This is a genomic window from Desmonostoc muscorum LEGE 12446, from assembly GCF_015207005.2.
GTDB lineage: Bacteria > Cyanobacteriota > Cyanobacteriia > Cyanobacteriales > Nostocaceae > Nostoc > Nostoc muscorum.
In genome coordinates, this window is record NZ_JADEXS020000002.1 from 324,155 (window position 1) to 348,809 (window position 24,655).

At 42.1% G+C, this 24,655-nt stretch carries 17 protein-coding genes; 1 reads left to right on the forward strand and 16 read right to left on the reverse strand.

From position 1 onward, the window contains the following. The first annotated feature begins 2 nt into the window (after window positions 1-2). On the forward strand, window positions 3-1,004 hold the full coding sequence (locus IQ276_RS37710) for a tetratricopeptide repeat protein (RefSeq protein ID WP_235116459.1): 1,002 nt from the start codon (window positions 3-5) through the stop codon (window positions 1,002-1,004). Here IQ276_RS37710 and IQ276_RS37715 read toward each other — a convergent pair. From IQ276_RS37715 to IQ276_RS37790, 16 genes are all read right to left on the reverse strand, one after another. Continuing rightward, window positions 965-3,136: a CHAT domain-containing protein gene (locus IQ276_RS37715; RefSeq protein WP_235116461.1), complete on the reverse strand. Its 2,172-nt coding sequence runs from the start codon at window positions 3,134-3,136 to the stop codon at window positions 965-967. The genes IQ276_RS37710 and IQ276_RS37715 overlap by 40 nt on opposite strands. A 229-nt stretch (window positions 3,137-3,365) precedes the next feature. Then, window positions 3,366-3,929 (reverse strand): IS630 family transposase, encoded by a 564-nt coding sequence (locus IQ276_RS37720; protein WP_309245649.1) that lies wholly within the window; start codon window positions 3,927-3,929, stop codon window positions 3,366-3,368. 8 nt (window positions 3,930-3,937) lie between these two features. Then, window positions 3,938-4,438: a helix-turn-helix domain-containing protein gene (locus tag IQ276_RS37725; RefSeq protein WP_235116256.1), complete on the reverse strand. Its 501-nt coding sequence runs from the start codon at window positions 4,436-4,438 to the stop codon at window positions 3,938-3,940. Window positions 4,439-4,671: 233 nt separating this feature from the next. Next, window positions 4,672-7,371 carry a two-partner secretion domain-containing protein gene (locus IQ276_RS37730; RefSeq protein WP_193922134.1) on the reverse strand — a complete coding sequence of 900 codons (2,700 nt, stop codon included), beginning with the start codon at window positions 7,369-7,371 and terminating at the stop codon, window positions 4,672-4,674. A 57-nt stretch (window positions 7,372-7,428) separates the two neighbouring features. Next, complete coding sequence (locus IQ276_RS37735) at window positions 7,429-8,061, reverse strand: PAP/fibrillin family protein (protein ID WP_193922136.1); 633 nt, start codon at window positions 8,059-8,061, stop codon at window positions 7,429-7,431. A 146-nt stretch (window positions 8,062-8,207) separates the two neighbouring features. Next, window positions 8,208-8,345, reverse strand: a complete 138-nt coding sequence (locus IQ276_RS37740; protein WP_193922138.1) for a hypothetical protein — start codon at window positions 8,343-8,345, stop codon at window positions 8,208-8,210. A gap of 211 nt (window positions 8,346-8,556) precedes the next feature. Continuing rightward, on the reverse strand, window positions 8,557-8,745 hold the full coding sequence (locus IQ276_RS37745; RefSeq protein WP_235116462.1) for a hypothetical protein: 189 nt from the start codon (window positions 8,743-8,745) through the stop codon (window positions 8,557-8,559). Between the two features lie 99 nt (window positions 8,746-8,844). Further along, on the reverse strand, window positions 8,845-9,549 hold the full coding sequence (locus IQ276_RS37750) for a hypothetical protein (RefSeq protein ID WP_193922140.1): 705 nt from the start codon (window positions 9,547-9,549) through the stop codon (window positions 8,845-8,847). 2 nt (window positions 9,550-9,551) lie between these two features. Next, the gene (locus IQ276_RS37755; RefSeq protein WP_235116463.1) at window positions 9,552-10,019 is read right to left on the reverse strand and encodes a hypothetical protein; all 468 of its coding nucleotides are present in this window, start codon (window positions 10,017-10,019) and stop codon (window positions 9,552-9,554) included. A 3-nt stretch (window positions 10,020-10,022) separates the two neighbouring features. Next, complete coding sequence (locus IQ276_RS37760; RefSeq protein ID WP_235116464.1) at window positions 10,023-11,054, reverse strand: tyrosine-type recombinase/integrase; 1,032 nt, start codon at window positions 11,052-11,054, stop codon at window positions 10,023-10,025. Window positions 11,055-11,613: 559 nt separating this feature from the next. Continuing rightward, entirely contained in the window at window positions 11,614-20,157 is an 8,544-nt protein-coding gene (locus tag IQ276_RS37765) for a putative Ig domain-containing protein (RefSeq protein WP_235116465.1), read from the reverse strand. Between the two features lie 797 nt (window positions 20,158-20,954). Next, on the reverse strand, window positions 20,955-21,236 hold the full coding sequence (locus tag IQ276_RS37770) for a cupin domain-containing protein (RefSeq protein ID WP_235116466.1): 282 nt from the start codon (window positions 21,234-21,236) through the stop codon (window positions 20,955-20,957). A gap of 139 nt (window positions 21,237-21,375) precedes the next feature. Beyond that, window positions 21,376-22,683, reverse strand: coding sequence for an NF041680 family putative transposase (locus IQ276_RS37775; RefSeq protein ID WP_235115471.1), 1,308 nt, complete (start codon window positions 22,681-22,683; stop codon window positions 21,376-21,378). A gap of 184 nt (window positions 22,684-22,867) precedes the next feature. Next, window positions 22,868-23,083 carry a hypothetical protein gene (locus IQ276_RS37780; protein ID WP_235116467.1) on the reverse strand — a complete coding sequence of 72 codons (216 nt, stop codon included), beginning with the start codon at window positions 23,081-23,083 and terminating at the stop codon, window positions 22,868-22,870. A 48-nt stretch (window positions 23,084-23,131) separates the two neighbouring features. Next, the gene (locus IQ276_RS37785) at window positions 23,132-24,130 is read right to left on the reverse strand and encodes an IS630 family transposase (protein ID WP_193926121.1); all 999 of its coding nucleotides are present in this window, start codon (window positions 24,128-24,130) and stop codon (window positions 23,132-23,134) included. A gap of 73 nt (window positions 24,131-24,203) precedes the next feature. Further along, the gene (locus IQ276_RS37790; protein WP_193924255.1) at window positions 24,204-24,638 is read right to left on the reverse strand and encodes a helix-turn-helix domain-containing protein; all 435 of its coding nucleotides are present in this window, start codon (window positions 24,636-24,638) and stop codon (window positions 24,204-24,206) included. Between the last annotated feature and the right edge of the window lie 17 nt (window positions 24,639-24,655).

A 24,655-nucleotide genomic window follows, 5' to 3' on the forward strand; every position in this document is an offset into this window, starting at 1 on the left:
AAATGAAATTGAATAAAAGATTTTTAGGTTTTTTATGCTTCAATTTAATCTTGATAGAAGTCACACCACTTTTAGCAAGCGTACCGCTGGCAAGAATGAAAAGAAATCAGATTCGCTGTGAAGCAATAGGAAGAATATTGAATAGAGGAGACAGGCATCTTAGTCCTGGAAGTTTAGTATGTTCCGGAGAAAAATTAGAAGTTTTAAATGGCAAGTATATCAATTTAATATGTTTTAGTTCCGGAGAAGTTTTAAAATTATCTAGTGGAGTGATTGCCGCTTCCGAATGTGCAAAACCTAGTTTATCTAACTCTACTTGTAATTCTATGAATGTAGAGAACTGCCTCATCCGAAAAGGTGGAACACCACAAGCCGAAGAACCAACAATTATTTATCCCTATACAAGCTCGATATTGAACTCTCGGCCAGATATAGCTTGGCAACCTGTGAATGGTGCTACTTATTACAAAGTGAGGTTAAGCGGTTACGAATTTGAATGGGAAAAAATTGTCAACCAAACTAAGCTGACTTACCCTCCATCCGAAAAAGAACTGCAATTTGACCAAGCATTTAAAATTACTGTTATTGCCTATAAGAATGATTCTCCTTTAGCTGCGGATACTTTTGTAGTGAATTTATTTTCTCAAAGTGAAATTAAACAAGTTTTAGATACAGTAGAGCAAATCAAATCTTTAGATTTACCTGAAGATGAAACTGCTCTTGACTTAGATGCTGTATATATGTCGAGAGGCTTTCTAGATGAAAGTATTGAGGAATTAACTAAAGCAGCCACAACAAATAGTAAAAACCCAACTCTCTATCGAGTATTAGGCGAGCGTTATTTTGAGGCAGGTTTACCAAACGAAGCTAAGCGTCAATTTGTGATATCTGCCCAGTTAGCGAACAATACTAATAACTCAACTGAACTGAAAAAAGTAGAACAAGGGCTGCGATTAATCGATTTCTACAACCAACTTCCCACCAGCAAAAAAGGTGCCCAATAGTACGGATGGCTGTACTCAGGATTTGACATCAAGCCGATTTGTGCAAGTCTTAGTGCTTCAGCTTTAGAGAGTTTATTTCGTAATCCTTGATAAAACCCCTCCATAAATAAAGTAGTAGATTTTGCATCTACTAACCATAAAGTTGCGATCGTACTTCGCGCTCCTGCTTGGGCAGATACTCCAGCAATGCCTAGTGCTGAGCGTTTGTTACCTTTGGCTGTTTGGCAAGCGCTGAGGACAAGTAATTCGATTGTATCTGTATTAGCGATTGTTCTACTTCTTAGCAAACTTTCAAATTCTAGTACGTTAATTGCCTTGTCGTATGCTAGTATCACTGTCCTTTTGGGATCTGAACTAAATTGCCCATGCGTGGTGACGTGAACAATGGGAAAATTATCTTTACTTAATTCTTGTCCAAACTGTTGACTGGTAAAATTTTCATCTAGTAAGGTCAAAGAAGATTGTGTTTGTTTTTGAACGTCTTTTACTTCTTGTTTTGCTTGGGGTAATGGTTTTGTACCTTGGGGAGCATTTGGGTCTGCAAAGCTAGGGCTAGTTTTGGATAAGCCAGCAATCAAAGCCTTGAACTGCTCTGGTTGTAAAAATTTAGGCGGTCTGATCCGAGAACCCAAAGTCTCTGAAAAGCTATACTGTTTCACTAAATAGTCTTTGCCATCATGCAGTAAATGCATGGGTAAACTTTGAAAGGCTCGATCCAAAGTAAATACTAATGTTCCTGATGGGGGTAAATATTTTTTAACAGGTGCTATTAATTGATTATAAAGCGCTTGATAATGGGAAATAAATATACGCTCTTTAGTAGACACAAGTCTTTTATCTTGTAAAAGGTCTAACAAAGCATTAACGTGAATTTTGACTAGCTTTGAATCAACAGAGTGATGAACGGGAGAGCGACCTGGTGTTTGGACAATCACTTCTATAGTGTCATTTAAATCAATAATATAAATTAGTACTGCGCTACCGACATTTTGGATTTGATTTAGGGCAACAAGATTCAGCTTACCGCATTGTAAGAAGTTTTCTAACTCTGCTATTTGAAATTGTCCGATAGTTTCAATTACTCGTTCTAAATCAGGAAACTGTTCCCTTAGCAATAATCGTATATAATTACGGTACACAGGTTCCACTTGTTCGTAAAAAGAGAACTGTAAATCTGCATTGCTTGTTAAAAGATTGTCACGAACTTGAGTTAAGTTATCAATAGCCGCAGCATAAGCTATCCTAGCTCGTTCGGGCTTTCCTGACTTGTCGTACAAAAAACCTAATTGCTGCTGCCATTCATAAGCCAGATCCCATGCTTGGACTGATTGAGCTAAGCTTAAAGCTTGTTCAAAATATGTTTGCGAAAGCTCTGTTTGTAATTCACCTAACATACCTAAACTGGAAGATTGTAATCGCTGATTGTTTAGGCTTTTAGCAGTTTGCAACGCTTTTTGGGCATACTCAATAGCTGATAAATGCAGTTGTTGATTTGGAATTTGATTTAAGCTATTAGCAAATTTCAGCTTGGCATAAATAGATTGTTCAGGCGATAATTGAGAAAACGCAGAATTATTTTCCAACAATTGACTCACTAAAGGTTGAATCTGTTGAGTAATGTCATTAATTTTTGTGTGATTATATCTGAAGTTAAATTTTGTCTTTAACCATTTGTGAAAATCTAACAATAAACTCAAACGGTTGAGTTTAGCTTGTAATTTTACTGCTTGAGAACTTTGTGGTGCGTTCTCTATAATTTGATAAATTTCAAGTGATGCCAGCGCCTTCTCTGGAATAAAATTTACAATTTTCTCTTGAAACAGTGGTTCTTCTATCCATTGATACTGTTCTTGCAAACGCCTATATATAAGCTGTTCTGTATTACTTAAAGAGAGCAAAATATCACTGGTATTTTCTAAACGTACCTGTTGAGCAAGTGTTAGTGTTTCTTGCAAAACTGTTTCAGATTCATTTAGTTTGCCTATTAAAGACAACACATTCCCCAAGTTTTGCAATCCGAGCAAGTTTACCGATGTTGGATTAACCTTATCAATAGCAGCTTTTAAGGCTTCTTGAGTAGAGACAACAGGTGGCTTTAAGGAAGTGGCACATATCCAAGCATCTAGTTTCAAGGCTTTCAAAAGTGTAGTACAAGCACGAGGGTATAGTCCTAATGTTTGTAAGGCTACGTTTTCATTAATTAGGCTGCCTGTGATCCCCTCAGAATCTTTTTGTTGTTGATAAAGTTTTGTAGCTTGCTGCCAGGTTTTTAAAGCTTCTGCTGCCTGACCGAGATCCAGTTGCCTTTGCCCCTTGTGGTTGAGTACTTCAGCTTGGTACTGTTGTGCTTGTTTGCTTATACTAAGTTGCGTTCAAAGGTAGTATTCTGAGATGGGGAAAGAAAGTTAAAGAACGCAGGCGATCGCTATCAGAACAAAGCTCGACTAAACCCTGGCATAGTACCTCCTCAACTTGGTCTAAAGTAGGAAAGACTTGATTATAAAAGTGTTTTTCTCGAATATCTTCCCAGATGTGTTCAACAGGCATTAATTCTGGGCTATGAGCAGGTTGAAAAATTAAACGAATATTTTCCGGAACTTTTAAAGCATTAGAACGATGCCAAGATGCTTTATCTAACTGTAAAATTACAAAATAATCAGCAAACTCTTGAGAAATTTGTGATAAAAATAAATTCATCATTTTAGTATTAGCATAAGGCAAAGTTAAGCAGGTCATCTTGCCTAATTCGGGTGCAACTGCGGCGTAGGCATAAATATACTGCCTGACTTGTTGTTTTGGTACAGTTGGGCGTATACCTTGTGGACACCAACAAGCCCGAACCTCCCCAATCCGACCAAATCTGCCTTCATCTCCTGCCATTAATACTACAGGTCTAGTATCAGATGACTCTCTTGTTTGATTTATTTGTTCTACTAGCTGAGGAAAGTTTTTTTAAATTCATCAACAGCATTTGGGTCTTTTTTGGGATGAGTTGGTCTTGGGACTATTTTACGCCATTGATGCCGTTCTAATAGCCGATAAATTGTCGTCTTATGCACTGGAAAACCATATTCTTTTTCATAGGCAAGTTTGATTTGCATTGCGGTTGCAACCTGACCACGACGCGCCTTTTCTTTAAAAGAATCTATCAGTTCTTTTTCTTGTTCCCAGCTTAAATAGCAATTATGTCTACCCCCTTTCCCTGGCGTTGATAACCCGACTTCTCCTTGACGGTTGTATTGCTGAATTATTTTCCTGACAAATCCTTTGGATACTCCTACGTGTAAAGCTATCTCGGCTGCTGTTCTTGGGTCTGCGATCGCATTGTATATCACTAGCCATTTTTGTCTCTCCCAATGCGATTGGGCTAATTTTACTCTTTGTTTTACCGTCTCTAAATCTAAATGGGGAAAAGCTTGCGTTACTTGAGCCATATACACCCGTCAGACTTCACTTTTGTTTTCGTCATCTCTTTTTCTAGACTACTACATCTGACTGCAACTTGGTATTACTTCCTGAGCCAGAATCAAAGACGGTTGGTTTGCTGCGATAGTTAAAGCTAGAATGCCTAGTAATAGGTATTTTAAAAAATATCGAAAACGAATCATTGGTATTGGGTAAAACTTTAAGAAAAAGAGCCGTAGATTAATTGCGATCGCTGTTCGTCTTAATTCCTCCTTATTTCTGTAACAGATGATATTTGTGCTGTAGAGTGTTGCTCTTGACATTTAGAAGCAAACACCTGGGCGTAGGGGCTGATTGGATTGGCTTCTGCTGTCAACACTACATTTCCATTAGCATTCAATATCCAACCTTGAGCTTCTACAATTCTTGTGGGTTCTTCATTCACCAGTGAGCTTCCTTGCTTGGAATTATCGATAGACTCAAGCCACGCAGAATTACGCTGCCAAGTAGAGTTACTCCTCAGTGGGTCTTGGGGTTTAGCTGGTACTCCCCCAGTACCAGCATTCACAAAGCTACTCGCTACTCCATCAGAATGACCCTGGCATACTGATGCAATCTGTGGAGCTTCGGGGATGGTCTGTGGTTGTACTTTGGTAAGGCTGGGATTTCTGTTTTGAAAGTTGACCTCTAGTGTGCCGTCAATTCCTCGTTGAGAACTGGCTGTAATCTGTGTGTCGGGGGAAATAAATAGTCCCTTGGTATTGATACGTATGTTACCCCCACGCCCCTGGTATGCATTTGCTGTTATGGCACTGTTGTTCAAGGCGGTCAGGATGTCTGTGTCGATGCGGATGTTGCCGCCGTTGCCCTTGGTGCCTTGTGTACCAGCAGTTGCAGAAATATTGCCAGAGCGTAGTTGAATGATTTTCGACGTTATCCCAATATCGCCACCCTCGCCAACCGCAGTGGTCGCGGTAATACCACCGTTGTTTGTGATGTTGATTTGATCGGCATTGATTTGAAGTGTGCCGGCGTTGCCAGGTCCGTCGTTTCTAACGCTGATTAGAGCGCCGTCTGTAATATTTAATTTTTTAGTATTAATTGTGATACTTCCCGAATCTCCTCTCAGTACTGAAGGCAACAGGTATAGCTCTTGAAAACTTTTATTGGAACCAACAACAGATGAATTTATGAGACTGGGATTTACAGCGCCTGGGACTCTACCTATTACATCTATAGAATCAGAAGCATTAATGATAAGGCTATCAGCTTTCCCTGTTGAGCGAGTGGAAGTATTAATTATTCCGCCATCCCTAACTGTTAGCTTTTTTGTATTAACTGTTAATTTTCCACTATTACCGCTGCTATAAGTTGCAGTAACCAAAGAGCTTGGAGTAAAGACATTTGGCACTAGCCCAATAAGTTCTATAGAGTTGTTAGAATTGACAGTTACCTCCCCTCCAGAGCCATTTCCAAGAGTTAAAGAACCAATAATACCTCCGTCTTTGGCAATCAAAAATCCTGTTGAAAGAAATAGATTCCCCGCATTACCAGAGCCAGAAGTTCTAGTAAGAATAGTACTAGAAAGCTGCGAATTTCCTGATAAATAGCCAATTACTTGAGTAGATAGAGGAGTATTAACTGTTAAGTTACCACCTTTGCCAGTACCAAAAGCCGAAGTGAGAATTTCTCCCCCATCTTGTATAGACAAACTTTTCGTAGACAGTGTAAGATTGCCACCATCTCCAGAGCCAAAGGTTCCAGTAGTTATATTGCTGGGCAGCTGAAGAACGGAAGCAGAGCCACCAGTAACTTTAGTGAATTCGGAAGCGTTCACAATGATATCCCCTCCTCTGCCTGCACCGTAAGTTTTAGCAACTATTGCTGCTCCGTCCTCGATAATTAAATTTGGAGTTGAAATTTCAATTCTTCCTCCATTTCCTAGTAAAGTTTCATTAACCAAGCTAGTAGGAATTACTCCATTGAGAGAAGTCCCTATTATTCTCAATTCTTCAGAGGCATTTACAATAATGTCACCCGATAATTTATTCCCTTGGTTTTGAATCAAAAAGATTGAGCCACTTGCTAGTTCCACATCAGCACCTTGTGCTTGAATGAAACCACTACCAGAGCCACTGACATCTGCTATTGACTGTTGAGATAGTTGAATATTTTTAAAGCTCAATGCATCTTTATAGTTGAAAGTCCAAGCAGCAGAATCTGTATTAATACTTACTATTCCTTTATCAACGCTACCTAACTCAATCCGCCCTCCACTCGCCTCAAGCTTGCCTCCTTCTAAAGCTATGTCACCGCCCACTAAAGCTAAAGTTTTCTCAGGCTTTACACGCAAGCCATCTGAGCTAATGCTTCTAATAAATGGCGAGAATGGGCTATTGAGACTTAGATTGTGTCCTGTACCTTGAGCTTGAATTGCGCCTGGATTACCATCAAATCCTAAGCCAAGAGGTGCGCTTACTGTTAATAAGGGTTGATTTTGTGGACTTTTTGCACTGAATTGGCTGCCATCAGCAAAGTTAATCCTGTTAGCAGTGCTAGCTAAGAACGAGCCACCGATATTTAGGGTGGCATTGGGGCCAAAAATAATCCCGTTAGGATTAATTAGAAACAGGTTAGCGTTGCCGTTAGCTTTCAGTAAACCATCGATGTTAGAGATAGATAAACCAGTTACTCGACTAATAATGTTTTGAACATTCGAGGCATTATTAAAGTAGGCGGTATCACCTGTGGATAGAGAAAATTCCTCGAAGCTGTGAAATAAATTTCTTCCTACTTGCGTTCCTCCATTAATATTGTTGGTATTACTCTGTGAAGTAACTAGAGAATTCACAGATAATGTGTTATCTGGAACAATCTGTGCCATCACAGATGAGGAAAATAACACATAAAAGATGAAAGCTAATTGCTGACAAAAAACAAGAAAAATATTGGTTTTTTTCATCTCAACTTTCAATTATGCTTTTAATTATCTTTATTGAGTCAAACTTCTTTGGGAGAGCTAATTTGAGGGTGTTACATCACGACGAAATACAAATAAATTATCTGTTGCACCTCGTCCTACCCTAATTTCTTGATCTAAGTAGGAGGTGATCCATAAAGCTTCTTTCTGTAAAAAATCTAATACTGGTATTTTCAACTCAGGAAAACTCCAATTAGATAGCCCAAAAGGTTTTGTTGCTTGTATGGAAAATGAGTTAAAGGACACTGTGGCAGTTTTCTCATCCGTACCCCATTTCCAATGTCCATTAGCTTGTAACTGCCACTCACCTAAAATGGGTAATTCAAGCTGGGCGCTATTAGAGGCTGAGATTTTTCTGGCATTGCTCTCACTAGCCAATCTTTGCCACACGCGTTTAATTTTGATTACACCCAAAAAATCTGGAATTGATGCAATCTGGCGTGTGACGATTGTCCCAGCAGATGCATACACTAATTGCCAGTTACCTAATAGAGAAGGAAGATAGTTAGGCTGAAGTGGTTGCGGAATAGGACTTATGCCCTCCAACTGTTGTATAAGTTGATCAATAAGTTCGTCAGAGGTTGGAAATAGGCTTTGCTGTAGTCCCAAATTATCTATACGTAATAAAAGCTCAGTTCTTAAAGCAAATCTCGCTGCATTATTTTCTACCATGTTTATATTCTACTTCTACGCTTGAAAGTTACTGTCAATAGTAATTATTAGTCATCAGTGATATTTTTAAGCACAACCAGTCCACCAACTAAATCTGCATCGCGCTTGCTAAGTATTCAAGCGTTATTGCAAGTATTAAATAGTTATTAATATCCGGTCTCTGTAGGTTGCGATCGCGGATACTGCCTTTGCTTGTAAGCTAATGCATTAAGAAAGTGTTGGGAATATTGGTGCTTTAGTTTGGCAATGCTCGTCATGCCAGCAATGTATTTTTTGTAACTCATAGGGATTAGGGAAACTCAGCTGAATCGGGAACACAGGAAACACACGAGACAATCGTTCTTCATTGAAAGCAGTTGCTTGTACTATTATTGACAGCGTTGCTAATTACTGACAAAAGTAATTTTTTGCGACAAAACCTTCTTTTGTCAGAATTGCTAATTTCGGACTACCTTCGCAAGTGAAAATCATGATTTTAATCTTGAATTTAAGCCGTTAACATTTATCTGCTTGATATTTAATGATTAAAACTAAGAAAATTTTGAGATTGTGATCGCGTTCCAAGTATTGAAGCCAGGAAACACCGTGTTTTTGATATTCTCGAAGAGTACCTTGCAAATTATCAAGCTCACTAATCGGTTCTAGGCAACTTTTATCTTGCAGTTTCGAGAGCAAGTCTACCAAAGTTTCATCATGTTCAATTTCCCATTCTTCTCCTAAGAGCGTTAGCGGAGCAAATCGTAGAGGGAGCAGGCAGGACTCTCCTATATGGCGAATGTATTGTTATTGGTAGTAGGAAGGAGAGCTTTTCACCCAGACATTATGGTTGTGATAAAAATCTCCACGTTGCTCCAAGGTAAACCCACCCAGCAATAATCCCAACCATACTTCTACCATCGGCATTTGCAACACACGTTGCAGTCTAACTAAAGAAATCTCATCTTTGACATTTATCAAGTAGTTGGCGATGGCACTTTGCCATTTTTGGACATCCTCATCTGATGCCAAATTGCGGACATCTTCTAAAGTTGTTACCTCATCAAGCATTGCCAAAACATTCGCTTTTTCAACGGGTGCTACTACAGAATCACCCAACTCAGTAGGAGATGAAAATTGGTGTGGGCCATGTGGTTTAAAGGTTTGTGGTGTTTGCGGTTCAATCAAATCATCTAAATCTAGGTGCATTGTTGTCCGCACCAGACCAGCAAAGAGATCGGTGCTAACAACAGGCCCCAAAAGACTATTGCGATCGCCTACGGCGGGGCGTAGCCCATCGCGGGTATCTTGCAACAGCACTTCGGCACGAGACTTAAGAATATCCGCAATTTGACTGAAGGCAAGCGCTGCGGTTAATAACTGTGCCTCCAAGGGTAATTTTTCTAGCTCGGCATCCAAACAATCCCACATAGCATCAAGGGAAGAAGTTGGTGGAGATTCAGACAACTCATCTAATACATCCCAGATGGTTAATTGGCGGTATGTGGTCATCTCTAAGATTGTGGATGCAAGGGGCAAGGCCGCACTGGGCAGTAGCTTGAGGTAATCTCAAACATATCCTTATATTGATATAGTGAAACACCGTATTGTTTAGCAAAAGACTGCAACACCTGATCTGTATAGGCGCGGATCTTGCCAGCCGTTAGCCCAAAGCAGTGAATTGGTTCCAGGCGACAAATAGGCTTTTGCCCCAGCCAGAGTTCTGCCGACATAGCGTGTAATGGTTTATCCCCCGCTTCTTTATATAGATATAGCACTGCAAAATATGTTGCTGGTGGTTCGACTGTTACTGAATCAATTTCTGCTGAATTCTTCTGGGAGCGGTGGCGATAGAATGAGCGGCGATTGTGGCAGACTTTGGGATTCCAACACCCGTCCCCTGCTGTTCCATGTAAAACCTTGGCTTGGGCAGTTGGTAGTTTGGAACATAACTGACACTTGGGATCGAGTGGCTTGGGCATACTTTACTCCACTTCCTCTCCGATTGCACGATAGTAAGCAGCGATCGCAGCTTCTTGTTCGCTGCGAAGGGTATACCGTCGAAACGCTTTCTCACTTTGATGTCCTGTTAATTTTCGTGCATGGCTGGGGTCAACTCCCAATAGCAATAAGTCAGTAGCGTAAGTATGTCGAAAGGAGTGAGGGTGCAAATCCTCAATATGAGCTATTTCACCAATTTTTTCTACAGCGAAGTAAATGCCGTGATAACTCAAGCGTTCACCTTTGTATGAAGCATGGTGTGAAATCATCAGTGGGGAGTCGCTGTTTAAGACCTCTCCTTGCTGTGAGCGCGTAAGCAAATACTCTGCCAAAACTTCCCGACTTTCTTTTCGCAGTGGAACTAAGCGTGGTTCATTGGTTTTGGTGTCTGGTAAAAATAGTAGCTTGCCATCAAATGAGCCAACATTTAGCTGTACAACTTCTCCAGCACGCAGCCCATGACTGAGAATGTGAACCAGTGCTGTATCCCGTTGCCTTGTTTCTCCCAAGAATTCCAACGCTGACCAAACCTGTTCCATCTGTTGAGGGGTTAAACTCTGGGCTGGTGGCAGTGGTACTTTTTCCAGTTTAATCCCCAGTGTAGGATTAGTAGCAATAATTTCAGGATACGTATAGCACATCCATTTGAAAAAGCTTTTGAGTGCCGCAACTCCTGCATTGATGCTGCTTTTTGAAAGCGGTTTACCTGCATCAGTCTGTATTTCATCACGGAGATATTCTTTATATAGCGCAAGATGACGTGGACGCAGTTCATGATAGTGCAGCTCACTCCAAGCCAAAAACCGCTTCAGTTCACGTTCGTAAAGCTTGCGGCTGTTTGGTGCGAGATTGTTGCTGCGTAAAAATTCCAGAACTTTTACCCACCGGATATCAGTGGTTGCAGCTATTTTTCCTGCCCTGCTTCTAGATTCTCCCTGTAGGGTTGATGGTGCTTGATCCTGTATGTGGATCAACTTGATTGGTGGTAGGTTGTCAAACTGAGGATTATTTACCATCTTGATCGCGATCGCCTAGAAGCAGTGTGGAACTAACACCCAAAATTGTATGTGACTTTAGGGAAAATCTGGCTAGCGTGTCACTAGTAGTTCGCCAAGTGAACTTGGCGGGGTAAAGGGGAAGGGGGAAGGGGGAAAGGATTTAAATCCCTTACCCTTTTCCCTTTCCCCTTTCCCCAGTCCTCACAAGCGCATTTTTGGGTTGGCAGACTACTAGAATGCTTCTCAATCTTGGTACTGAGGTGAATTGTTGAAGATGTTTACAAATCTTGGGTAAGTGAACTAACTGTCTGTAAAAAGCCGCCTAATATGGACAGTTGTTATCATGTAATGACAGCCAGAAATTCAAAAATTTAACTTTTCTGGGCGAATGTTAGACTTGTTAAACTTACCACCAACAGGCTTATATTGATAAGTATTATTCAGCAAGTTTATAACGGCTTGTCGAAGTAAATTAGTACCACCAAGTACAGTTATTGCTCAATTACGAAATTGACGTAAAATTAGCTCTAGAACAACTCTTTAGCCCGACTCGGTACTACTTTCTTACAAAGTCTCGCTATACTAGAACGTTACTACCGATCATTAAACTTCCTGTACTGACGTTGTTTAATGTTGCCAGCGTAGTTAAGGTAGCTACACCTGCCAGCCCATCTTGATCAATCTGAACTAGGGCATTGGCACCAACTTGGCTAAACTGTAGGTAGCCATCGCTGATTGGAGCGCTCCCAGAGTAATTCAAACTACGGAATAGATCAGTCAACACAAGCTGATCCTGACTGGGATTGAAGTCAGTAATGGTATCGCCAATGGTTCCCCCATCGCTAATTGCTTTGTAAACAAATTGCTCCTTACCATTACCGCCTGTGAGGGTGTCATTACCAGCGCCACCAACTAGGAAATCATTACCATCTCCACCAAGGAGGAAGTCATGGCCGTCCCCACCCAATAGAATATCATCACCTGCACCAGCATTAAGGGTATCGTTGCCAGCATAGCCGACAATAACATCATTATTGACAGTTCCATTGAGGGTATTGTTTGCTGAAGTGCCAGCAATAACGTTGGACGCAGCAGAGAAAGAGCCGATATTGCCTGCTACATCCGTAGCCCTGGCAGTGATGCTAAAGCTTCCACTGGTAATATTAGTTGTGTTGAAATTCCAAGTGCTATTGCTATTAGCAACAGCTGTGCCTAGAGAAGTACTGTCCCTGAAGACAGCAACAGTGTTACCTACTTCGGCTGTACCTATGATGGTTAATGTGCCGCTAACATTGTTGAATCCATTGATGATGGGTGCAACAGGAGCAGTAGTATCTAGGGTGAAGGTGAATGGGTTGGGAGTTGAGGTTGAGGTATTCCCAGCTAAGTCTGTTTGACGCACAACAACAGCCTTAACGCCATCGCCTGTGAGTGTAAAACTTGTTCCAGCACCGTTGAGCCAGTTTTGACCATCGTCAGTACTGTATTCCCAGGTTGCACCGCTTTCGAGTCCGGTCAGTTTCACCGCACCAGAGTTGGTGATTTTGTCGGTAGTTGAGCGACCCGAATCACTGACTAGTGATAAGGTGGGCGTATTTGCAATTGTATCAATGACTACTGTACCACTGCCAGCAATGCTGGTGTTCCCGGCGGCATCCTTGGCTGTGGCTGTAATTGTGGTACTGCCAGTTGTGGGAATTTGGGCAGTAGTAAAGGCACGACTCCAGTTTCCACTCTCATCTGCTGTCGTTGTCAGGGTTGTATTTCCCCATTTGACGCTGACTGTGCTATTTGCCTCTGCACTCCCAGAAAGAATCACCCCGGCATTTCTCTCTGCATTGTTGACGATATTGTCAGTTGTTACTTGATTGATTGTAGGCGCAGCAGGAGCAGTAGTATCTAGGGTGAAGGTGAATGGGTTGGGAGTTGAGGTTGAGGTATTCCCGGCTAAGTCTGTTTGACGCACAACAACAGCCTTAACGCCATCGCCTGTGAGTGTAAAGCTTGTCCTAGAACCGTTGAGCCAGTTTTGACCGTTGTCAGTACTGTACTCCCAGGTTGCATTGCTTTCGAGTCCAGTAAGTTTCACCGCACCAGAGTTGGTGATTTTGTCGGTAGTTGAGCGACCCGAATCACTTACCAGTGATAAGCTTGGCGTATTTGCAATTGTGTCAATCAGCACTGTACGAGTGCCAGCAATGCTGGTGTTCCCGGCCGCATCCTTGGCTGTGGCTGTAATCGTGGTACTTCCAGTTGTAGGAATTTGAGCAGTAGTAAAGACACGGCTCCAGTTTCCATTCTCATCTGCTGTCGTTGTCAGGGTTGTACTTCCCCATTTGACGCTGACTGTGCTATTTGCTTCCGCATTCCCAAAGAGAATCACCCCGGCATTTCTCTCTGCATTGTTGACGATATTGTCAGTTGTTACTTGATTGATTGTGGGTGCAACAGGAGCAGTAGTATCTAGGGTGAAGGTGCGGGCTGTGGAACCAACACTCTGGTTGCCAGCCGCATCAGTAATAGTTGCGGTGATCGAGTAATCGCCCTGGGCTAATGCTGTAGGTGTAATGGAGACGCTTTTTGCTGTGATGTGAGAACTGGTGAGAACCTGAGCAGCAATTTGAGTAGAGCCATTAAAGAGCCTGACAGTATTACCAGCAACAGCGTTGGTGCCAGTCAAACCGATGACAAAGGTTGGAGTAGTGTCATCGGTACTTGCGCCATTGGCAATGCTGCCGATAATCGAACCGACGTTATCTGTAATGCTGCTAATTGCTGGGGCATTAGGCGCGATCGTATCGACGGCAAATGTCTCAGATGCTGAGGAAACACTGGTATTTACTGCTGTATCAGTTGCTGTGGCACTAATGCTCTTATTAACACCTTGTCCGATCGCAGTAATATTTGCTGAGGTTAGTGTATAAGCCCAGGTACCATTGCTGAGAGCAGTTGTTGTGCCTAAAACCGTATTATTTGATTTCAAGGTCACAATACTACCCGATTCTGCTGTTCCGGTAACTTTAGCATCGCCTGCTACCAAGCTGACAATATTGTCTGTTCCTCCAATGGGGCTGATGCTTGGAGTTATGGCAATGGTGTCGATGAGAACCGATCGCACACCAGCAATGCTGATGTTACCCGCAGCATCAGTTGCCGTAGCGCTGATGATTGTATCACCATCAGATGGAATCTGATTGCTGCTAAACAAACGACTCCAGTTTCCGTCTGCATCTGCGGTGGCTTCTAAAGAGGTGTTACCCCAGATCACCTTGATGATGCTATTAGCTTCAGCTGTACCGGAAACACTGACCCCTGCGGTTTTCTCGCTACTGTTGACGATATTGTCTGCTGTGATTGGGGCGATCGCAGGAGCATCTGGTGGTGTGGTGTCAACAGGAATTTCGTTAACATCCGTGATGCTGAGGGTGAAGGATTGGCTAACTGAGACATTGAGTTCTGCATCTGTGGCAATGACTTTGACCGCGTAGCTAGATTGAGTCTCGAAGTCAGGGCTAGTACCAGTGTAGTAGAGACTGTTGCCACGGATCTCGAAATTATCTTTGTCAGCACCATCCAGTGAAAGGGCGTTCGTACCTAGAGCATCATCCGTGATAGCAATGTCCGCCACTTTTATGCCCTCACCGATAGCAGTGTTTTCTGCCAATTCAGTAATTGTATTGGAAAGCACTACTGCCGTCGGTGCATCGTTGACATCAGTAATCGTTAGGGTAAAGACATTGCTCACTTCATATTGATTATCGGCGGCTGTGACTCTGATGTTGAGTGTGCCTACATCGCTATTGCCAGGTGTACCGACAATGCTACTGTCCATAAACGTGAGCCAATTAGGCAGAGGACTGCCATCTTCAAGTTTGGCAGTGTAGATTATGCCACTGTCGGGATCAGAAAAATAATCACCAAAGTAAAGAGAGAATGAGTTGTTTTGTGCGATCGCCTGATCTGGAATTTCGCTGATCAGTTGGGGTGCATCATTGACGTTAATAACCGAGATAGGAAACGTTGTACTGGTAGAAACCTGCCCATCGGAAGCCGTAACGGTGATGCTAGGCATACCTGCATCCTGAGGAGGTGTGCCGCTAAAGGTACGAGTCGCAGCATCGAAGTTAAGCCAATCAGGAAGTGCAGAACCGTCAGCTTTGATAGCAGTATATGTGAGTGTATCCCCGTCTGCATCAGTGAAAGTGTTTTCCGGGATGGTGAATGTGAACAGAGAATCTTCTAAGACAAATTGAGCCGGAATCTGGTTTTGTACTATTGGTGCATCGTTGACGCTAGCAATGGTCAGGGTAAAAACTTCACTGGAGGAGTCTTCCCCATCAGAAGCGGTGACTTCTATGTTAAGGGTGCCAACATTGGCATTGGTTAGCGTGCCACTGAAGGTGCGGCTATTGGGGTCAAAACTAATCCAGTCTGGCAAGTCAGAAGCATCAGCAAGTTTAGCACTATAGGTAATCGGAACTGTGCCAGAGTAGCGTTCGTCTGGATCGGAGGCTTGGAAGAAGGAGAAACTAAAAGGCTCATCTTCATTCACCGTTGGCGCAATACCCAGATGGAGGTTAGGCGCATCGTTTACTGGATTGACCAGAATTGAAATAGTATTACTGCTCGATGATAGAGTGACTGGATTAGACACCATTACTTGTAGATTCGCAGTGCCATTGTAATCGCTACTGGGATAGAAGCTTAGGCCTTCGAGTGCAGCATTGATCGCTGCAAGCGTTCCCGTGAAAGATGTACTGTCTTCGGAAACATAGCTCAATCCACTGGTATCGCCCAAGTAGAGATAACCTGGAGTGCCAGAACCAGAATAGTTTGTGACATATAGAGATACTTGCAACAGGGAATTTCCTGCATCTGCATCGTTGAGCGTAATCGCGTTACCGGCTGCGCTCCTAAAGATTAGGGAAGTATCTTCGTTAATTGTCTGTTGAGCTGGTGCATTAATTACCGTTGGATCATCCGTCGGCTCAACAGCAACTTGAAACAGTTGAGATACCCCAACACCAGATGGATCAGTGGCAGTGACTTTGATATTAAGGGGTGCTAGATCAGTATTATCTGGGGTGCCACTAAGGATGCGAGTTGTGGGATTGAACGTGAGCCAATTTGGTAGTACGCTGCCATCTGCCAGAATTGCTGTATAAGCCAGCACATCACCATCGGGATCGGCAAATGCATTGCTGGGAATGGTGTAATTGAAAAGCACATCTTCAATCGCCGTTTGATTTGCGATTGAGTTGGCAACGGTGGGGGCTTCGTTGAGGTTATTGACACTAATAGTCAAGGCTTCTTCATAGTTCAATCCCTCCTGGTCAGTGGTGCGGACTCGGATGCTATAGATTGGCTTAGTTTCGTAGTCAGGGGAGACATTGAGACGTAGCTGGTTGCCGTTGACAATGCTGAAGGAAGCGTTATCACTGCTGCCAATACCGGAAACGAGATTGTAAGTGTGGGTGTTGCCTGCGTCAGTACCAATGGTGTTGAGAGTACCGATGACGGTATTAGCTTCAACATTTTCATTCACACTGGTCGCACTGAGGCTTAGATCTGTTGGGGTACTGTTCGGTTGTCTAACGGTAAAACCTTGAGAAAATTCCGACGTGTTGTTGTCAGCATCAGTTGCCGTTGCTGTGATAAAGTGGCCTACAGAAACCGAGGTGGCTAGGTTGATGCTAAAGTTAGCATTACCCAGTCCATCAGTTATAGTGCTTACAAAACCCAAGTAGGTTTGTCCTTCACCATAACCAGTAGAATCTAATCTGCTATTGGCAAAAAACTCGATCCTAAAGATGCTGTTGGGGATGCTATTGAGAGTACCAGCGATCACCGTTGTGCCATTACCCGACATTGCAGAGGTAAGCACTGGGAAGTTTTGAAGCTGATTGGAGCCAGTGTCTCCATCTCCCAAATCATTACGGGTAACACCGTTGAGGCCTAGGTCAATTCCTAAGCCAGAATTGGAGAAGATAAGATTTGATAAGATTCCATTACCAGTGCTAGCATTGTAGGTATATACGCCACCTTGCCAATTAAAAGCAATGACATTGCCTTCTCCTGTTCCAGTACCACCAATTGTATTGTTGCTGGCGGATGACTGAAGCCCTACCCCAAAAAACTGGTTTCCTAATGGGCTGACACCATCGTTTGCTGTACCAATCCAGTTTCCTTGAATTTGGTTTCCTGTTGCGGTTGAGCCAGCAATAGTAACACCAATACTATTGCCAGAAATAACATTGTTACGAACGTTATTACTGGGTGCGGAACTAATGTCAACACCATCTGAATTTGCCAGCGCAACTGTTCCGGTTGTATCTGTGCCAATGTAGTTTCCGACAATTTGGTTATTGGTGCTGTTTGCATTAATAACATACACACCCACTACATTACTAGAGATAACATTCCGCTCTGAAGCTGTGAGTCCGCCAATGATATTATTCGGAGAATCATTTACCCTGATACCATTATTATTTCCTAGCGCTAAAGTACCTGTGACATCCGTACCAATATAGTTTCCTAAAATCTGATTCTTGCCACCTTCTTGTATATAAACTCCTAATTGATTGCCAGAGATGATATTCCTAGCACCGGGTACTGTACCACCAATAATATTGCCAGTACTAGCATCATAAATGCTTATACCATAACCATTTCCTAACGCTGAAGTACCTGTAATATCCGTACCAATATAGTTTCCTAAAATCTGGTTTTCCTGAGAGTTACCAATAAAGATACCGCTACCATTACCGCCATTATTGTTACCAGAAATTAGATTACGCGCAGCAGCAGTTATACCACCGATAATATTGTTGCTTGATAGAGAATAAATACCTACAGCATTTCCAAGACCAAGTGTTCCAGTAACATCAGTGCCAATGAAGTTACCTTGAATTGTATTATTGCCATTGCCTAATAAAAAGATTCCAAAACCCTGCTCAAAACGATTGATTACCAAACCTTTGATAGTACTATTATCTGCTTCAATTACTAACCCCATCACATTTCCAGCATTTGCACCATTTAGTTCAATGATGGGACTACCTGCAAAGCCAGCTTGACTAGTACCGTCGAGAATAATCGCATCTGTTATGGTTGGCAAAGCAGAAAGTAGGTTAATGGTATAAGTACCTGTGCTGGTGTTATAACCTGGATCAGAGGTTGCAATATTGAAGATAATAGTGTCTGTCCCAGGATTGCTGTTAGCAGCATCAATAGCTCCACGAAGACTACCGACACCACTATCATTAGTGTTCGTAACCACAATTGGCGGTCTGTTGACAGGCAAAGGATCGCCTAAGTAACGAACCAGAGTAAATTCCCGGCCAGCGCCTCCTGCCACTAAAATGTTGCCATCACTTTGTAAAACAACGCTGCTTCCGGCACCATAACCCGTATTGGTAACAACCCTTCCTCCATTGCCAAACGTACTATCAAGAGAACCATCAGAGTTATACCGTACTAAGGCAAAGTTAGAGGCAGACCCGAAGTTGCTATCATATGCTCCTCCTGCAACAAGGATTTTACCGTTGGACTGTACAGTTACACTCGCAGCAAAATCGTCGAAGTTATAGGCATTAGGAGTACTAACTTGTGTGATAACTTTGCCGTTTGTACCAAAAGCCGTATCAAGAGAGCCGTCAGGGTTGTAGCGTGATAGTGCAAATTCGTTGACCGTACCATTAGAAGTTGTGCCTATAACCAGGATTTTATTGTCATCTTGGATAGCAACACTGAAGCTAGAATCGTTTTTTCCATTGAAGTCAGTGATAATTTGTCCACTTGAGCCAAAAGTTGTATCAAGGCTTCCATCAGGGTTAAAGCGGGCGAGAGCAAAATTATCATTACCGTCTCCAATTGAGACATAACCCGTTACAAAAATCTTGCCATCATCTTGTAGGGCAATTGCTTGACCGTAAGCTCCATACCCACTGAAATTAGCAAATGTTTTACCATTATTGCCAAAAGTTGCATCTAAGGTACCATCAGCGTTATAGCGGGCTAGCCCAAAGTCAAGAAAACCAAACCCCGTAGTGTAACCTGTAACAAGGATTTTGCCGTCATTTTGAATAGTAATAGCATTGCCATTATCAGAACTTGATTGATTGAAGTCAGTAATGACTTTGCCCTCAATCCCAAAGGAGTTATCAAGGGTACCATCCGAGTTATAACGGACTAAAGCAAAGTTATAGTTGGAGAAATTACTATTAGCCAGTGTGTAACCAGCAGCAAGGATTTTACCGTCGCTTTGTAAAGCAATGCCATTGGCAATATCAGTAGAGGAACCACTAAGGTCAGTAATCACTTTCCCCGAGTTGCCAAAAGTATTGTCTATAGTACCATCACGGTTGTAGCGAACTAAGGCAAAATCATGATCATTGCCATTATAAGTATGACCTCCAGCAACAATTTTGCCATCCGCCTGTATTTTTACTTGATAAATCCAGTCATTGTAACCATAAATCCTAGTACTTACGATCCCTCCAGAGCCAAAGGTAGGATCTAAATCTCCGGTTGGCAGAATGGAGGGATAGGTGGCGATCGCTTCGAGAGTAAACGCGAGAGGTGACGTGATTGTTCCAGTAGAAACATCAAGATCCCAATTACCGCCCAAGTCCAGGTTGCCTAATTTAGTGGAAGAAGCGGCGATGTTTGCCCCAGTCAACTCGCTCAATTGCTGCACAAACTGCCAGCCGCGATCGCCTTTTGCTACCTCACAGCTATAAAGCGCAATTTCCTCAACGCCCCACTTCTGTAACAACGCCGACTGTACCTGAAGCGCTTCTTGGTTTAATGGCTGTGCGCCAATGAATACTGTTCCTGGTTCGCCATGCGCCACAATTGCCAAATACTTTGCGCCTGTTTGTGCTAGTAATTGTGCGATCGCCAATAAAGCATCATCTTCAGAAGTTAGGGTATAACTAAAAGCATCTGGCTGTAGCGCACTGTAAAGTATGTCTATATCTGGCACACGGTTATCGAAGACAACAAGGGTGTTAGTAAGACCAACACTAGCAACCAGTTGTTGATACTCATTAACGTTGGCATCTCTACAAACAACCCTACCGATCATTGCCGTGGAATTATGGTGAAATACTGGAGACACAGTTGTTACTAACCTTTTTGTTGTCATAATTTTTCTTGGCACAGCTAAAACGAATTTGGCAACAGTAGCGAAGCTGTCACCAGATCAAAAGTGGGGTTAATACGAAATTAATAAGAAATATTTAATAACTTAATAATTTTTTCAATATAATTCATTTTTACATATTTTTAGTATAAAAACATATCTTTATTAAGTCTTTAATAACTGTATAAATACTGAGAAGCAACAAACAATCCAAAATCCTTGTAGAAAGGAGCTATAGCAATTGTGATTTGAACGATAATTTAGCCAAACGGTCACGAAATACTTCACTCTGTGTCACTTAAAGGAAAAGATGGCCGGAATTAAAGGATAAAGTGGCCGCCCTTAAAACCTGGAATACTTATTTTTGCGTTGCCGTATTTTCGCCATACTTTACAAGCGATAACTTCGTTAAGCTTCGCTAACGCATTCAATTGTTTCAAATACGCTTCTGTTATAGGTTCTGTTCTGCGGCCACTTTATCCTTTAAAAACGGTCACTTTATCCTTTAAGTGACACAAAGCTCTAAGCTATCGTCCATCGTTGCGGCAAGCTTATCCTTTAAGTCACACATTGTTCTGCGATCGCTCAATTTAGACCACTCAAGTTAGTTGAGTTAAAACGCGACTTAATCATTCGGAATCGAGGAAAGTAACAGCAAGTGAGCCGGCAGTTGTTAGACTTGATATGCTTTAGGTGATCTGCGTCATGAAATAATTCTGGATTGTCCTGCTCACGCACATAAAGTTGAGTGATATCGGTGCAATGGGTGCGTCTTACTCGTCTTCCAGTGTGGTCAGGTTCTCTTCATTGGTATCGACGATAAAGACGGCTAGCAAGCGCAGGGGTTGAGTATCACTGGCATTTGCGCTCTTGAGATGATGATCGCCAGGTAGTTCAAAAAAGTTCTCACCAGCGTGATACACCTGCTCTGGATGATCATTGATTTTGCTACGAATTGCACCTTCCAGAACTGTTGCATAGATAAAAGCCGAGGCTGCATGGGTATGTGCAGGTGTTGAGCCACCTGGCGGATATTCGACCAGCAAGCCTTTCACACTCTTTCCTGACACATTGGGAAGGGCGTGTTCAAAAACCAGCGTTACCTTAGACCTGGAGTTTAGACTAAGCAACAAGAAACGACCCAGCAACGCTGAGTTGAAAAGAAACAGGCTTCAGAGATGAAAATCTAGGGTACTAAGCAGATTCTGGATGCTTTTTGCGAGGCTTAGTTGTAGTTTTTTTGACTATCGGATAGCGAATTCTACGTTGTCGTGGTTTTCCTGGTTTCCAGCCTGGAGACTTTCCGCGAGGTTTAGGCGAACGGGCAGGAGTACCAATCACCGCAAAAATACTCCCCATCGCTTGAGCAACTCTCCCAGGAGTCAAATTGTCTAATGATTTTTGCCAAGGTAAAGGGTTATCAGCAACGATATCACGAGCCAACCACAATTCCCAAGTCATCAGAGGCATGAGGTCACTCCAATGCTCAGATTGCTTGGGACTACTCAACTTAGGCAATGTCCAGTGCAAGCGTTGCTTCAAAAAACGATACCAGTGGTCAACAGTAAAACGTCGGAGGTAGAGTTGCCAAACTTGAGATAGTGGAAGCATTTCCTCTCCTACCCAAGCCAACCACAAAGGTTTTGATATACGTAGGTTGCCTTCTGCATCTAGACGCTCAACTCGAATCAGCGACATTGGGCGTGTCGCCGTTTGACGAAAGTGTAAATTTTTCCACAAGCTCACCTTCACCCGTCCCAGTTTAGGATGGTTGACTTCTATACTCTCATTGGCTTCACTCCATGTAGAAGGATCATTGAGTTTAAATTTATCACCATGTTTCCTGGGTCGCCCTTTACCAGAATATGGTGGTGGTGCGCCCCATAAACAAAGATTTGAACGCAAACGTACCAGAATGTCCGCTTTGATATTAGTCGTCTTCAACACAAAAGGGGCGCAGCCATACTCACTATCCCAAACTGTAATTGGTCTAGTTGGTAAATGTTCACACACTTGCTGTAATTGCCACGTTGCCTTTTGTATCGGATTTTCCCAACTGGTAATTCGCTCATGCCTCAACGGTAACGCCCAACTGCCAGAATCCTCTGGTATCCAAGCAATGGTACTATATCCCTGACCAACGGTAATTGGTTTGTTTCCGGTTATGGTAACACTGGTGTGTTCAATTGTCCTCTCAATAAGAGTTACCGCATCCGGGCGCGACCAGGCAGTGTGGTCGCCTGCCAACAACGGACGACCCTGTTGTGGCATCTGTTTGATGTATAACTGCATCAATTTTTGTCGCTGTGGTCTGCTATCTTGTAACGCTTCATAAATACTTGGCCACTTTCTTCTAAATACTGGCGATAGCGATAAATCTGCCAAACTGTAGGCATTCCGCGTCAGTAATATTGCATCCATCAGTTCAAAAGTTGCATCATGCGCTCTACCTAAATAGCTGTACGCTGCTTGACGAAATTCTTTTAGTAAGGCACTTTTCATATTGGCAGATGAGAATTAGTGGTTCAAATCTCATCTTCCACTGAAGGGCGTCTGTGTTAACCACAGACTGCCCTTCCCAAAATTTTATACCAACAACACATCTTTTATCGAGTTAACGATCGCTCTTCTTGATAGTCTCAACTCCAGAAGTTAAAATGTATACCAAAAAAACACGCACACTTTTTTAGCGATCGCCTGCTTTTAGTCTAAACTCCAGTTGTTTGGTTAACTTACCACCTCTAGGTTTCTTTCTAGGTAGATGGCAATTAGTATGAAATTTAGCAATTCCTTGATAACCGCTATCTTCTAAACTTTCGGTATCGGCATGAAAACGTACTTTGCTGTGAATAAACAGTTTGTAATCATGCCTACGACCGGAATCGTTAGCAACACAGCGCACTTGTGAAGTTTCAAGATCAATTACAAATTGAGATTTGAGGGTAAGTAGCTAAACAAAATTAATTACATAGTTTTTACCAAATTCTCGGAGAATATTTTCGACAGATGCGACAAAGGTTTGCCAATTTTTGTAAGCATCTATTTCGAGCCATTGATACTTAATAAACCGCCACAAAATTTCAATCAAATTTAGCTCTGGTGAATAGGAAGGTAATTGAAAGATGGTAATGCCACGTTCTTGCCATTCTTCAACTTTATCAATAATCATATCACTGGTATGAATAGAGGATTGATCAACAACAATTACCGTCGGTTTATCTACTTGGGGAAAGAAAGTATCAATGCAAGCAATAATCACATCTGAATTGATACTTTGAAAAGAGACATAAGCTTCAAGGTGATTATTTCGATTCATGATTCCTAAAACATTTAGGCGCGCACTACGGCGACTAGTAATAGTTAAGTACTCTCCGATATCTTGCCATCCATAAGGAACAGAAGGAATTAAACAAAATCCGGTTTCGTCTAAGTAATATAAGTTAATTTTACCTTCGTCTTCTAATCGTTTAAACTCTGTTAACTGTGCAGATTTTTCCTTGTATTCTATAGGATCTGGCTCTCCTCCAACATCTCGTCGCATTCGATGCCAAGTCATATAAAAATTTCTTAATATTCTTTTAATAGTTTCAGTGCTAACTTCAATATCCCATTCTGATTTAATTTTTTGTAGCGTCTTTTTTAATTGTCTTGGTTCAAGTTTCGCCCACTCTCTAATTTTTGCTTCTTGTTCTGGTTTAAATATTCGTTTTCTACCTCTTCCTAGTTTATTATAAAGTCCAACCATCCCTGATGATTCCCAACGATTTATCCAGTTATAGATAGTCTTATAACTAACATTAAATATTTTCATTAATTCTTGTAACTCTACTCCTTGATTAGCTAAAATTAAGAAATGTGCTCTTTGGCGCACCTGATGATATCTGCTTTGGCGATATATTCGCTCCAGTAGTTTCAAAGAAAGAGGATTGATTTCTCTCAAAAAAATCATTTTAACTCTAATTATTATCCAAAATATTCTGAGAGTATATTATATATTCATTTGTGTAATTAATTTTGTTTAATTACTTATGTCGTCTTTGTTTACCACTGTAGAAACGTTTCTGCCCAGATTTTGGACGTTCAATGGGACTTTCGGTGACATCCATCACAACTGTTTTCGGTTTCTGCTCCTGAGTCAACAATGACTTTTTTCCTTGTAGACGAAACCTTCCAGAACTGACTAACACGCTTTCAACACGATGAACTATGCGACAAACAGTTGATTCAGATATCTGCCAATCACCAGCTATATGGAAGTAAGTTCGATATTCTCGCCAATACTGCAAGCAGATCAAAACTTGGTCTGACAAATCTAGTTTATTTGGGCAGCCCCGAGTTTTTTTGGGACTGGCGGCATCCTGCATGACTTTGACCATCTCATCAAATGTATGCCGTTGCACCCCAACTAGACGTTTGAACTCTCGGTTAGATAACTTTTTTGTTTGCTCGTATCGCATATCCAAATTGATTCACA

What these genes read in the sequence shown, in the direction of transcription:
- IQ276_RS37710 (WP_235116459.1), top strand. Translation starts at nt 3, where the DNA reads ATGAAATTGAATAAAAGATTTTTAGGTTTTTTATGCTTCAATTTAATC.
- IQ276_RS37725 (WP_235116256.1), bottom strand. Translation starts at nt 4,438, where the DNA reads ATGGCTCAAGTAACGCAAGCTTTTCCCCATTTAGATTTAGAGACGGTA.
- IQ276_RS37730 (WP_193922134.1), bottom strand. Translation starts at nt 7,371, where the DNA reads ATGAAAAAAACCAATATTTTTCTTGTTTTTTGTCAGCAATTAGCTTTC.
- IQ276_RS37735 (WP_193922136.1), bottom strand. Translation starts at nt 8,061, where the DNA reads ATGGTAGAAAATAATGCAGCGAGATTTGCTTTAAGAACTGAGCTTTTA.
- IQ276_RS37740 (WP_193922138.1), bottom strand. Translation starts at nt 8,345, where the DNA reads ATGAGTTACAAAAAATACATTGCTGGCATGACGAGCATTGCCAAACTA.
- IQ276_RS37750 (WP_193922140.1), bottom strand. Translation starts at nt 9,549, where the DNA reads ATGACCACATACCGCCAATTAACCATCTGGGATGTATTAGATGAGTTG.
- IQ276_RS37755 (WP_235116463.1), bottom strand. Translation starts at nt 10,019, where the DNA reads ATGCCCAAGCCACTCGATCCCAAGTGTCAGTTATGTTCCAAACTACCA.
- IQ276_RS37760 (WP_235116464.1), bottom strand. Translation starts at nt 11,054, where the DNA reads ATGGTAAATAATCCTCAGTTTGACAACCTACCACCAATCAAGTTGATC.
- IQ276_RS37775 (WP_235115471.1), bottom strand. Translation starts at nt 22,683, where the DNA reads ATGAAAAGTGCCTTACTAAAAGAATTTCGTCAAGCAGCGTACAGCTAT.
- IQ276_RS37785 (WP_193926121.1), bottom strand. Translation starts at nt 24,130, where the DNA reads ATGATTTTTTTGAGAGAAATCAATCCTCTTTCTTTGAAACTACTGGAG.
- IQ276_RS37790 (WP_193924255.1), bottom strand. Translation starts at nt 24,638, where the DNA reads ATGCGATACGAGCAAACAAAAAAGTTATCTAACCGAGAGTTCAAACGT.